This window comes from Kribbella jiaozuonensis (genome assembly GCF_005233875.1).
GTDB classification, from domain to species: Bacteria; Actinomycetota; Actinomycetes; order Propionibacteriales; family Kribbellaceae; genus Kribbella; species Kribbella jiaozuonensis.
The window spans coordinates 1,562,836-1,575,291 of the sequence record NZ_SZPZ01000001.1 but is presented as its reverse complement, the minus strand read 5'-3'; the positions used below and the strand labels follow the sequence as shown (position 1 = coordinate 1,575,291).

The following is a 12,456-nucleotide window of genomic DNA, read 5'->3' as shown; positions in this document are numbered from 1 at the left end:
ATCATGCCCGGATCACACGCGCTGGGTGGCGAACGGGATGTTCATCGCGAGCGAGCGGCGGTAGATCATCGCGCTCTGGGCAGCGAGCGTGACGCCGATGGTCAGCGCCAGGGTCGACGTACCGAAGGTGTTGTGCGGCCAGAGCGCGGCCGAGGCGAACGACGTACCGACCCGGAGGCCGATCGTCACCAGCCAGAGCGCCAGCGTCGCGGCGGTGCCCTTCTGGAACAGGCCCTGGTCGGTCGGCGAGAGCCGGACGCTGGCGCCGCGGGCGAGACCGAGACCGGCCAGTACGACGCAGTCGAGGACCAGGAACGCGACCTCGCCGGGGGTCGCGTTGTGGGCGACCGGGGAGAGCGAGAGAAGACCGACGCCCAGCAGGATCGCGGGCATCAGGAACAGCGACTTCTGGGTGACGAACGAACCGGTCACCTGCCGGCCGATCACGCGCACCAGCACCAGCAGACCCACCAAGATACCGATCACGGCCGACATTTCTGTGGTTCCTTCCGAGGAGTTGTTGTTGATGACAACACTCCTCGGAACCGGCTCCGCGAACGTCAGCCCGGAGGTGAGACCCGGGTGGAACCCGAGCCTCAACCCCAGGGTTGACGTGCCTTAAGCCAGCGACACCAGATCCAGGTAGTCGTCGGACCACAGATCCTCGGTCGCGTCCGGGAGGATCAGCACCCGGTCCGGACGGAGGGCCTCGATCGCGCCCTCGTCGTGGGTGACCATCACGATCGCGCCCGGGTAGCTGCCGACCGCGCCCAGCACCTCGTCCCGCGACACCGGGTCGAGGTTGTTGGTCGGCTCGTCCAGCAGCAGCACGTTCGCGCTGGAGTGGACCAGCCCGGCGAGCGCGAGCCGCGTCTTCTCGCCACCGGACAGTACGCCGGCCGGCTTGTCGACATCGTCGCCGCTGAACAGGAACGAACCGAGCACGTTCCGGACCTCGCCGTCGGTCAGTCCGGGCGCGACCGCGGCCAGGTTCTGGCGGACGGTGCCGGCCAGGTCGAGCGTGTCGTGTTCCTGCGCGAAGTACCCGAGCCGCAGGCCGTGACCGGGTACGACGCGACCGGCGTCCGGCTGCTCGCGGCCCGCGAGGAGCCGGAGCAGGGTGGTCTTGCCCGCGCCGTTCAGCCCGAGGATGACGACCCGGCTGCCCCGGTCGACGGCCAGGTCGACACCGTTCAGCACCTGGAGTCCGCCGTACGCCTTCTTCAGGCCGATGGCGGACAGCGGGGTCTTGCCGGACGGCGCCGGTGCAGGCAGGCGGATCTTCGCGACGCGGGCGGACCGGCGTACCGGCTCGAGGTCGGAGAGCAGCTTGTCCGCGCGACGGGCCATGTTCTTGGCCGCCATCGCGGTGCTGGCACCGGCCTGCATCTTCGCCGCCTGCGCGTGCAGGACCGCGGCCTTGCGCTCGGCGACCGCGCGCTCGCGCTGCCGGCGTCGCTCGTCCACGTCCAGCTGTTCGAGGTACTTCTTCCAGCCGGTGTTGTGGATGTCGATCGTCAGCCGCTGCGGGTCCAGGTGGAAGACCCGGTTGACCGTTGCCTTGAGCAACTCGCGGTCGTGGCTGATCACGATCAGGCCGCCCGGGTACGACAGCAGGAACTGCCGCAGCCAGAGCACCGAGTCGGCGTCGAGGTGGTTGGTCGGCTCGTCGAGCAGCAGCATGTCGTGCTGCGCGAACAGGATCCGGGCCAGCTCGACCCGGCGGCGCTGACCGCCGGACAGGTGACCGACCGGCTGCTCGAGCGCGCGGTTGGGCAGGCCGACACCGGCCGCGAGCCGGGCCGCCTCTGCCTCGGCCGCGTACCCGCCGCCGGCTTGGAAGGCTGCTTCGGCGCGGGCGTACGCCGCCATCGCCTTCTCCTGCGCCTCGCCGGTCGCGGTGCTCATCGCGGTCTCGGCCGCGCGGAGATCGCGTACGGCGGTGTCGAGGCCGCGCGCGGACAGGATGCGATCGGTGACCGTGATCGCCGGGTCGGCCGCGCGCGGGTCCTGCGGCAGGTAGCCGATGGACCCGGTGACGGCGATGTCACCGGCCGCCGGACGGCGTTCGCCGGCCAACGTCGTGAGCAGGGTGGTCTTGCCGGCGCCGTTGCGGCCGACGAGCCCGACGCGGTCGCCCGCGCCGACAGTGAACGAAAGATCGGCCAGCAGCAGCTGAGCGCCGACACGAATATCAACACCGCGGACGGTGATCATGATGGTTACTCTCCGTGATTACTAGTAGACGCACTTCACCTGTCAGATGGAGTGCGCCAGCTAGACACAGAGGGAGGTAGCCATGGGTCCAGAGTACGTGGACGCTCAGATCGCCGTCACCGATTTACCCGCCCGCCGCCCGGCTAACGCCGGGCGGCGGGCGGGGGAAGAACCAAAGCAGCTCCGTCCGTGGCCCCGGGGGCGGTGCTCGGGGCGGTGCTCGAGGCCTGGGGCCGGTGGCCCGGGTCAGCTGGTTTTCGCGGGGAGTTCGACTATGAAGCGGGCGCCGCCGCCGGGGCGGGTGGTTACTTGGATGGTGCCGTGGTGCCATTGGACGTGGCGGGCGACGATGGCGAGGCCCAGGCCTACGCCGCGGCCGCGGCCGGAGGTTTCGCCGCGGCCGAAGCGTTCGAAGATGCGGGTGCGGTCCTCGGCGGCGATGCCGGGACCCGCGTCGTCGACGGTGATGATGACGCCCAGACCGCCGGCCTCCACACCTACGCCCTTGCACCCACCCGCATGGTCCTCGGCGTTCTCGACCAGGTTTGCGATCACCCGCTCGAGACGGCGCTTGTCCGCCTGCAGCGTCAGCCCTTCGGCTTCGGGTTCGACCGTCGTCACCTCGCGTCCGGCGGTTGCATCGGCCGCAGCCCGGACCAGATCAGCGATCCGGACGATCTCCCGGCTCCCCCGGTCGCCACCGTCGTCCCGCGAGATCTCCAGCAGGTCGATCACCAACCGCCGGAAGCGATCCAGATCGTCACCGAGCAGCTCGACCGGCTCACGTACGGCGGCCGGCAGCTCGGCCCGGTGGTTCTGGATCAGCTGCATCGAGTTCAGCATCGTCATCAGCGGCGTACGCAGCTCATGACTCACATCGCCCGCGAACCGCGCGTCCGCGGCCACCCGACGTTCCAGAGCCGAGGCCGTCTGGTTGAACGACCGCGCCAGCCCCCCGAGATCCCGGTCCTGCTCGGCCAGCAGCCGCGCGTCCAGCTTCCCACGTGCGACCGCGTCCGCGACCCGGTTCAGCTCGGCCAGCGGTCGCAGCGCCAGCGTGCTCGCCAGTCGCCCGACCGCGAGCCCGACCAGCGCGGTCGCGATCGCCGCCGCGATCAGCGTGAGCTTCAGCTTCAGCAGTGTGTTGTCGAGCGCCGTCAGCGGATGCCACTCGAAGTACGCCTCGTCCGGCCTTCCCATCGGTACGCCGACCGCCAGTACGGGCTGCCCGCTCACCTCGATCCGCCGGTGCACGGTGTTGCCGCCGAGCGCGGTCCGGATCAGGTCGGGCGGCAGGTCGGAGGGTCTCCCGGTCAGCGAGTACCACTCGTCGTCGACGTACGCCATCGAGGCGGCGGCGTCCGTGGAGGGCAACGTCCGCAGGACCTGCAGCACCTGAACGCCGGGCTGCAGGGTCAGACCGGAGCAGTCGGCCCGTTCCCGGGCCGGGACGCACGGCTGCGGCGCGCCGAAGAGCCCGTACCGCAGGGCCGCGGCGTTGTCCGAGGTCACCGACTCCGCCGACTCGTCGCGCTGCTGGGTGAGGTAGTCGGAGACCACGCTCCAGGTCACCACCGCCAGGACGGTCGACAGCACGAGCGCGAGCAGCCCGTACGCCAGCATGACGCGATTCCGCAGGCTGAACCGTCCGAGCAAGGTCAGCTCACCAGTCGGTAGCCCAGGCCGCGGGCGGTGACGAGATGCTTCGGGCTGGCGGGGTCACGCTCGATCTTCAGCCGGAGCCGACGGATGTGTACGTCTACGATCCGGCTGTCACCGAAGTACCCGTAGCCCCAGACCTTCGACAGCAACTGCTCGCGGCTGAGCACCTTGCCCTCGGCGCCGGCCAGCTCGGCGAGCAGCTTGAACTCGGTCCGGGTCAGCGGCAGCGTCTGGCCGTCCCGCGTCACCTCGGCACCCGGTACGTCGATGCGCAGGTCACCGACCTCGACCAGCTCGGCCTGCCGCGCGTTGGACGGCTCGACCCGTCGCAGCAGTGCCCGGATCCGCGCCGACAGCTCCTTCGCGACCAGCGGCTTGGTCACGTAGTCGTCCGCGCCCGCCTCCAGCCCGGCGACCACGTCGTGGCTGTCGGTCCGCGCGGTCACCATGATCACGGGTACGTCGCTGGACCGCCGGATCTCCCGGCAGACGGTGAATCCGTCCCGGTCGGGCAGCATCAGGTCCAGCAGCACCACGTCCGGCGGCTCCCGGCGCAGGGCGGCCAGGGCGTCGTACCCGTTGGCTGCCTCGGCCACCTCGTAGCCCTCGTCCTCCAGGGCAAGCCGCAGTACCCGCCTGATCCTCGGCTCGTCATCGACCAGCAGCAAGCTGTGTGCCACGGACCCAGTGTCGCTCACGGACGGGCGCAATGGCGGTTACGGCTGTCATGAATCCGTCATGTTCGGGCGGGCCGCGATTGACATCTGTTTGACGGTTCCGTGACCGCGGTTCCGGTTGGGCCCGGAAGTCCTAACTTCGGCGCTATCGAGTCCCGGAGGAGGACCAATGGCCAGAAGACGGCTGGCGGCAGTATCCCTTGCCGCCGTCGCGAGCATCGTGCTCGCGGCTTGTAGCAACGGCGGCGGCACAGTATCCGGATCCGGAGGCACCGCCGCGACCCCGGTCACCGGCGGCACCCTGAACATGCTCGGGGCCGGCGACGTCGACTACATGGATCCCAACCTGAGCTACTACGCGGTGGGTTACCAGAACCTGCGGATGTGGAGCAGGCAGCTGTTCACCTATCCCGCGGATCCAGGTGGCAAGAACACCACGCCGGTCGCCGACCTGGCCACCGACCTCCCGACCGTCGCGAACGGCGGCGTGAGCAAGGACGGCAAGACCTACACGATCAAGATCCGGCCCGGCGCGAAGTGGAACACCTCGCCGGAGCGTCAGGTGACCGCGGCCGACATGGTCCTCGGCGTCAAGCGCACCGCGAACCCGGTCCAGCCGTTCGGCGGCATCCCGGACTTCGCCGATCTGATCGTCGGCTACAAGGCGTTCGCGGACGGGTTCGCAAAGGCACCAAAGACGATCGCCGGGATCAAGGACTACATCGACAAGACGCCGCTCCCGGGCGTGGAGGCCAAAGACGCGACCACGGTCGTCTTCCACCTCAACCAGCCGGCCGCGTACTTCACCGGCATGCTGACGCTGACGGCCTTCTCCCCCGCTCCGGTCGAGTCGCTCAACTACCTGCCGGCCAGCACCGAGCTCGGCAACCACTTCCCGTCCGACGGACCGTACAAGGTCGACTCCTGGGTTCCGACCAAGTCGATCTCGTACTCCCGCAACCCCGCGTGGGACGCGGCCACCGACCCGGTCCGGAAGGCGTACGTCGACAAGATCGTCGTCAACGAGACCGTCACGCAGGACTCGGTCCAGCAGCAGCTGCAGACCGGTACTCCGTCGGCCGACATGGAGTGGGACGTCGCACCGCCGCCGTCCCAGCTGCCCGCGCTGCAGGCCAAGAAGGACCCGAAGCTGAACATCGGCGACACCTCCAGCTCGAACCCGTACGTCATCTACAACACCGCCTCGCCGAACAACAACAAGGCGTTGCAGAACCCGAAGGTGCGGCAGGCGATCAGCTTCGCGATCAACCGCGACCACATCCTGCAGGTGCTCGGCGGCAAGACGCTGAACCCGCCGCTGACCCACGTACTGCCGGACGTGATCCTCGGCTCCAAGCAGATCGATCCGTACCCGTACAACCCCGACAAGGCCAAGCAGATGCTCGCCGAGGCCGGGTTCCCGCACCTGACGCTGAAGTTCCTGTACCGGAACGCGACCGAGGGCAGCAGCAAGTCCTTCCAGACGATCCAGCAGGACCTGTCCAAGGTCGGCATCACCGTCGTCGGCGTACCGTCGCCGAACGCGGACTTCTACGTGAAGTACCTGCAGGTACCGACCGTCGCCCAGCGCGGCGTCTGGGACCTGTCGCTGGCCGGCTGGGGCGCCGACTGGTACGGCAATGCGGCGCTGTCGTTCTTCAACCCGCTGTTCTCCGGTGAGCCGTCGTTCCCGCCGGTCGGCAGCAACTTCGGGCTCTACAACGACCCGGAGACCAACACGATGATCAAGCAGGCGATCGCCGCACCGACCGACGATCAGGCCGCCGAGCTGTGGGCCAAGGCCGACGCCCGGGTGATGGACCAGGCCGCGTTCTACCCGCTCACCAGCAACAAGCAGGCGAACTACCACGCCGAGCAGGTGCACAACGCCGTCTACGTCCCGTCGATGCAGAACTACGATCCGACGAACGTCTGGCTGTCCAAAGACAAGCAGGGCGGCTAAGACCTCATGGCTCTGCTTGAAGTAAGGGATCTTCGGGTCTCCTTCGACACCCCGGACGGCACCGTCCGCGCCGTCCGGGGCCTGTCGTACGACGTCGAAGCCGGCCAGACGCTCGCCGTGGTGGGCGAGTCGGGGTCCGGCAAGAGCGTCTCCACCCAGACCATCACCGGCCTCACCCGCGGCGCGACCGTTTCCGGTACGGCGTTCTTCGACGGGACCGACCTGATCACGGCGGACCAGTCGACGTTACGCCGGCTGCGGGGCGACCAGATCGGGATGATCTTCCAGGATCCGTTGTCCAGCTTGCATCCGCAGTACCGGATCGGTTGGCAGATCGTGGAGATGATCCGGGCGCATGACCACGAGATCAGCAAGCAGAGCGCCCGGAAACGGGCCGCCGAGTTGCTGACCCTGGTCGGCATCCCACGGGCCGCGGAGCGGATCGACGACTATCCGCACCAGTTCTCCGGCGGGATGCGGCAGCGGGTGATGATCGCGATGGCGATGGCGCTCGACCCCGCCCTGCTGATCGCGGACGAGCCGACCACCGCGCTCGACGTGACCGTGCAGGCCCAGGTGCTGAACGTGATGCGCCGGCTGCAGGAGCAGTTCGGTACGGCGATCATCCTGATCACGCACGACCTCGGTGTGGTGGCCGAGATGGCCGACGAGGTCGTGGTGATGTACGCCGGCGCGGTGATGGAACGGGCGCCGCGGCGGGACATCTTCTACCGCAACCATCATCCGTACACCCAGGGCCTGCTGGCGTCGTTGCCGGCCCGCAGCGGTGACCGGCTGACCCCGATCCCGGGGACCCCGCCGAGCCTGATCAGTCTGCCCAAGGGCTGCCCGTTCGCGGCCCGTTGTCCGCACGTGTTCGACAAGTGCCGCACCGAGGCACCGCCGCTCGTCGACGTCGCCCGCGATCCGCGGCACCAGTCGGCCTGCTGGCTGCCGCATGAGAACAGCGAGGCGATCGCTTCATGAACGAGGATGTGTTGCTCAAGGTGGAGGACGTCCGCAAGGACTTCCCCACGCATTCCAAAGAAGTGGTCCAGGCAGTCGCCGGCGTATCGCTCGAGGTGCACAAGGGCGAGACCCTCGGCCTGGTCGGCGAGACCGGCTGCGGCAAGTCCACGCTGGCGCGCTGCATGGCCCATCTGTACGACGTGACATCGGGCACGGTGACGTTCGAGGGCAAGGACATCACCAAGCTGACCCGCAAGGCGATGCGGCCGTTGCGCCGCGACGTACAGGTCATCTTCCAGGACCCGTACGGCTCGCTGAACCCGCGCCGCCGGGTCGGCTCGATCATCGGTGACCCGTTCGCGATCCACAATATTGCCTCTGGCAACGAGCGGAAGAAGAAGGTCCAGGAGCTGATGGAGCTGGTCGGGCTCAACCCCGAGCACTACAACCGGTTCCCGGCCGAGTTCAGTGGTGGCCAACGGCAACGGATCGGGGTGGCGCGGGCGCTCGCGCTGCGGCCGAAGCTGGTGATCTGCGACGAGCCCGTGTCGGCACTGGACGTCTCGATCCAGGCGCAGATCATCAACCTGCTGGCGGATCTGCAGCAGGAGTTCGACCTGACGTACGTGTTCATCTCGCACGACCTGTCCGTGGTCCGGCACGTGAGCGACCGGATCGCGGTGATGTACCTGGGCAAGATCGTCGAACTGGCGCCGACGGATGACCTGTTCAGCCAGACCAGGCACCCGTACACGCGGGCGTTGCTGTCGGCGTTGCCGGTGGCGGATCCGGACACGGCGGACAGCCGCGAGCAGATCATCCTCGGGGGCGACATCCCCTCAGCGACGAACCCGCCGGAGGGGTGCAGGTTCCACACGCGGTGCCCGAAGGCGCGGTTGGACTGCGCGGCCGGGGAGCCGCCGCTGGAGTCCGTCCTCGACGACTCCTGGCAACACCGCACCGCGTGCTTCTACCCGTTGACGGTGGGCGAGGACCTGTCCACCGCCGTACCTGATCTGAAGGCGTCATGACCGCTGCCATCGAGATGGTTGACGTCCTCGACGAGCCGAAGGCGATCGAGGGCCGGAGTCCGTTCGTCCTTGCCGTGCACCGGTTGCGCAAGGACAAGGTGGCGATGATCTCGCTCGTCGTGATCCTGCTGATCGTGCTGATGGCGATCTTCGCGCCGGTGTTCACCGCGATCACCGGACATCCGCCGAACGAGCAGTACCGCGACATCGGGCTGACGCCGGACGGTCTGCCGCGCGGACCGAACGGGACGTTCTGGCTCGGGACCGACGATCTCGGCCGGGACATCCTGGTCCGGATCGCGTACGGCGCTCGCGTCTCGCTGCTCGTCGGCGTGATCGCAACTGCGATCACGGTCGTCATCGGAGTCGTGCTGGGACTGGCTGCGGGGTTCCTCGGGGGGATCACCGACACCATCCTGGCCCGGCTGATCGACGTCGTACTGTCGGTTCCGTTCCTGCTGGTGGCGATCGCGCTGGTGTCGGTGACGGGTCCCAGTCTGACCGTCACGGTACTGGTCATCGGCTGTTTCAGTTGGGCGTCGGTGGCCCGGATCGTGCGCGGGCAGGTGCTGTCGTTGCGGGAGCGTGAGTTCGTCGAAGCGGCCCGCTCGCTCGGGGCGGGCGACGGCCGGATCATGTTCGTCGACGTACTGCCGAACGTGATGGCGCCGGTGATCGTCTACACCACGCTGCTGATCCCGGTCGTGATCGTCACGCAGGCGACGTTGTCGTTCCTCGGGCTCGGTCTGCCGCCGCCAACGGCGGACTGGGGCGGGATGATCAGCGCGTCGCAGAACTACTACACGACCGCGTGGTGGTTCATCCTGTTCCCCGGTCTGGCGCTGCTGATCACGACGCTCGCCTTCAACCTGTTCGGTGACGGCGTCCGGGACGCCTTCGACCCGCGCGCAGATCGGACCTGATCCATGGCCATGTTCCTGATTCGCCGGATCGGTCACGGGATCCTGGTCCTGTGGCTGATCAGCATCGCGGTGTTCGGCCTGTTCTTCGTTGCTCCGAGCAACGTTGCGCAGACGCTGGCCGGCCGGCAGGCGACGCCGGAGACGATCGCGCTGATCAAGCACCGCCTCGGTCTCGATCTGCCGGTCTGGAAGCAGTACCTGCACTTCCTCGGCAACGCAGTGAAGGGCAATCTCGGCTACGACTACTACCACCAGGTGCCGGTGACCAAGATCATCGCGCAGGCGCTGCCGATCACGGTGTCGCTGGCGCTCGGTGCGGCCGTGCTGTGGTTGCTGCTGGGCGTGTTCAACGGCGTGATCTCGGCGACGCATCCACGGTCCGTGGCGGACCGCGGGCTGACGTTGTTCTCGCTGTTCTTCTACTCGTTCCCGTCGTTCCTGCTCGGGCTGTTGCTGTTGTACTTCCTGTACTTCCGCCTCACCCTCGCAGGGTTCAACTGGTTCCCGGCCGGCGGCTACTCGCCGATCGCCGGCGGCGTCGGGCCGTGGTTCCAGCACCTGGTACTGCCGTGGATCGCGCTGGCCTTGTTGCTGGCGGCAACGTATACCCGGTTGACCCGCGGTTCGATGCTGGACGTCCTCGGCGAGGACTACATCCGGACCGCACGGTCGAAGGGCATCCGGGAGAGCCGGGTGGTCGTGGTCCACGGTCTACGGAGTGCGCTGACGCCGGTGGTCACGCAGTTCGGTATCGACCTCGGTCAGCTGATCGGCGGTGTGGTGGTCATCGAGACCGTGTTCAGCCTGCCCGGGCTCGGTCAGACCGCCGTGGTCGCGATCAACCAGCAGGACCTGCCGGTGATCATCGGCATCGTGTTGTTCGCCTCGGCGGCGGTCGTGGTGGCGAACATCCTGGTGGACATCGGGTACGCCGTACTGGATCCGCGCGTGCGACTGCATTAGCTCCCGGGGTTCCTTGGTCGGGTTTCGCCCTGGGGTGGTAACCGAAGGACAGGAGGTGTGGGCTCTACCTGGCGGTCTTGGGCGGGCGCCAGGCGGAACCACAGGGCACACCTCCTGTCCCTAGGTACGTTGTCCCCATGAAGATCGTTGTGTACGGCGCCGGCGGTATCGGTTGTTATGTCGGCGGCCGGCTCGCGGCGTCCGGGACCGCGGTGACGTTCGTCGGCAGGCAGCGGATGGCCGACGAGGTGGCGTCGCACGGGTTGCACCTGACCGACTATCTGGGCGCGGATCTCCGGGTGGCTGAGGTCGATTTCGAGACGACGCCTGATGCTGCGGCCGGGGCTGAGCTGGTGCTGGTGACGGTGAAGTCGGCCGCCACCGAGGGCGCGGCTGCTGAGTTGGCGCCGGTCTTGAAGCCTGGTGCGGTGGTGGTGAGTTTCCAGAACGGCATACGCAACGGGGAGCTGCTGCGGTCGCGGTTGACCGAGCAGGTGGTCGTGCCGGGGATGGTTCCGTTCAACGTGCTGAACCGTGGCGCCGGGGTGTTTCACCAGGGCACCGAGGGGGCGCTTGACGTCCAACGGGATGCGGCCTTGGCGCCGTATGTCGAGGCGTTCCAGTGGGCCGGGCTGCCGCTGACGCAGCACGACGACATCCTGCCGGTGCAGTGGGCGAAGCTGCTGTTGAACCTGAACAACCCGATCAACGCGCTGTCCAACTTGCCGTTGCGCGACGAGCTGTCGCAGCGTGCGTACCGCCGGTGTCTCGCTGCGGCGCAGGCTGAGACGCTCGGGATTCTGGCTGCTGCCGGGATCGAGCCGGCGCAGTTGCTCGCGGTTCCGATGCAGCGCTTCCCGACGATCCTTCGGCTGCCCGACTTCCTCTTCCGCCGGCTCGCGTCGAAGATGCTGGCGATCGATCCGCTCGCGCGGACCTCGATGTGGGAGGACCTGGAGGCCGGACGGCCGACCGAGATCGACTACCTGAACGGCGAGGTCGTCCGGCTCGCGGAGTCGCTCGGCAGGACCGCGCCGGTCAACGCCAAGCTGGTCGAGCTGATCCGGGCCGCGGAGACTGACCGCCGTGGTTGGTCAGGAGCTGACCTGCTCCGGGAACTCCAGCGGTAGGTTCGCGCGGACGTTGATGCTCACGGCTCCGTAGCTGAAGCCGAGGTGCTCGTTGAGCCGGCGCATGTTCGCGTTGCCTTGCTGGGTCCAGGTGTAGACCTCGGTGATCCCGTGCTCGGCCGCCCAGGCCATGCTCGCCCGCTTCAGCGTCGACGCGACCGCCTTCCCGCGCCAATCCCGGCGTACGGCGGTGTAGGCAACCTCGGCCCGCTCCGGCTTGTCGGTGTCGAGCATCAACCCCGCCACCCCGATCACGTCATCACCGACCACGGCCAGGAACATCGCCGCCGGGTCGTTGATCCACTCGGTCGCCCACTCCTCCACCGACACGACGAGCGGCGTCGGGGTGTCCATGTCCGGGAACGTCGGCAGCGCGACCTGCGCATACGCCGCCGCCCACAACTCCGGCCGCTCCGCAACGGTCACGATGTCGTACTCCGTCGGTCGCGCCGGCCACGGTTCGTCGCCGATCCGGCGTACCTGCTCGACCTGACGCCCCGTCTCGACGAAGCCGAACCGCTGGGCGAACGCGAACGATCCCTCGTCCTCGACCCCCGATCCGACTACCTCATAGCCCAACGCACCGGCATGTTCCGCGAGCGCCTCGAGCAGCTTCGTCCCGACCCCGCACCGGCGAGCCTCGGGCCGAACCCGTGGCGACACGAATCCACGCCCGGCCTCGTCGGACCTGTCCGCGAGCCCGTTGGCGACGACCTCGCCGTCCAGTTCGGCCAGCACCAGCAGGCGCTCGGGCGTCTCCAACTCGCGCAGCTCGGCCACGCTCGGACACCGCTCGTGCGGGAGAACGGCGATACGGACCTGACGCCAGGCCTCGTAGTCCGCGTCCGTCGTCACCGGCCGGATCTCGATCATTCGCCCATTAGGCGGCCTGTAGTCATCTCACCGCTCGCCAATTTTAGA

General features: G+C 68.1%; 11 protein-coding genes. 6 read left to right on the top strand and 5 right to left on the bottom strand.

Going from position 1 to position 12,456, the window contains the following annotated elements:
- Nucleotides 1-12: 12 nt before the first annotated feature.
- The 4 genes from FDA38_RS07610 to FDA38_RS07595 form a co-directional block, all read right to left on the bottom strand.
- Nucleotides 13-495: a hypothetical protein gene (locus tag FDA38_RS07610; protein WP_137253323.1), complete on the bottom strand. Its 483-nt coding sequence runs from the start codon at nt 493-495 to the stop codon at nt 13-15.
- A 123-nt stretch (nt 496-618) separates the two neighbouring features.
- Nucleotides 619-2,217, bottom strand: coding sequence for an ABC-F family ATP-binding cassette domain-containing protein (locus FDA38_RS07605; RefSeq protein ID WP_137253322.1), 1,599 nt, complete (start codon nt 2,215-2,217; stop codon nt 619-621).
- A gap of 246 nt (nt 2,218-2,463) precedes the next feature.
- Nucleotides 2,464-3,840 (bottom strand): HAMP domain-containing sensor histidine kinase, encoded by a 1,377-nt coding sequence (locus tag FDA38_RS07600; protein WP_233714577.1) that lies wholly within the window; start codon nt 3,838-3,840, stop codon nt 2,464-2,466.
- Between the two features lie 35 nt (nt 3,841-3,875).
- The gene (locus FDA38_RS07595) at nt 3,876-4,559 is read right to left on the bottom strand and encodes a response regulator transcription factor (protein WP_137253320.1); all 684 of its coding nucleotides are present in this window, start codon (nt 4,557-4,559) and stop codon (nt 3,876-3,878) included.
- 166 nt (nt 4,560-4,725) lie between these two features.
- On the opposite strand from FDA38_RS07595, the gene FDA38_RS07590 reads away from it, so the two are divergent.
- From FDA38_RS07590 to FDA38_RS07565, 6 genes are all read left to right on the top strand, one after another.
- Nucleotides 4,726-6,519 carry an ABC transporter substrate-binding protein gene (locus FDA38_RS07590; RefSeq protein ID WP_137253319.1) on the top strand — a complete coding sequence of 598 codons (1,794 nt, stop codon included), beginning with the start codon at nt 4,726-4,728 and terminating at the stop codon, nt 6,517-6,519.
- A gap of 6 nt (nt 6,520-6,525) precedes the next feature.
- Nucleotides 6,526-7,506: an ABC transporter ATP-binding protein gene (locus FDA38_RS07585; RefSeq protein ID WP_137253318.1), complete on the top strand. Its 981-nt coding sequence runs from the start codon at nt 6,526-6,528 to the stop codon at nt 7,504-7,506.
- Nucleotides 7,503-8,519, top strand: coding sequence for an ABC transporter ATP-binding protein (locus FDA38_RS07580; RefSeq protein WP_137253317.1), 1,017 nt, complete (start codon nt 7,503-7,505; stop codon nt 8,517-8,519). Before FDA38_RS07585 ends, FDA38_RS07580 begins: the two co-directional genes overlap by 4 nt.
- On the top strand, nt 8,516-9,442 hold the full coding sequence (locus FDA38_RS07575; protein WP_137253316.1) for an ABC transporter permease: 927 nt from the start codon (nt 8,516-8,518) through the stop codon (nt 9,440-9,442). The genes FDA38_RS07580 and FDA38_RS07575 overlap by 4 nt, the downstream gene beginning before the upstream one ends.
- Nucleotides 9,443-9,445: 3 nt before the next feature.
- Nucleotides 9,446-10,405 carry an ABC transporter permease gene (locus FDA38_RS07570; RefSeq protein WP_137253315.1) on the top strand — a complete coding sequence of 320 codons (960 nt, stop codon included), beginning with the start codon at nt 9,446-9,448 and terminating at the stop codon, nt 10,403-10,405.
- Nucleotides 10,406-10,542: 137 nt separating this feature from the next.
- Nucleotides 10,543-11,535, top strand: coding sequence for a 2-dehydropantoate 2-reductase (locus FDA38_RS07565; protein WP_137253314.1), 993 nt, complete (start codon nt 10,543-10,545; stop codon nt 11,533-11,535).
- Here FDA38_RS07565 and FDA38_RS07560 read toward each other — a convergent pair.
- Complete coding sequence (locus tag FDA38_RS07560; protein WP_137253313.1) at nt 11,500-12,408, bottom strand: GNAT family N-acetyltransferase; 909 nt, start codon at nt 12,406-12,408, stop codon at nt 11,500-11,502. The two genes, FDA38_RS07565 and FDA38_RS07560, sit on opposite strands and share 36 nt — an antisense overlap.
- Nucleotides 12,409-12,456: the final 48 nt, after the last annotated feature.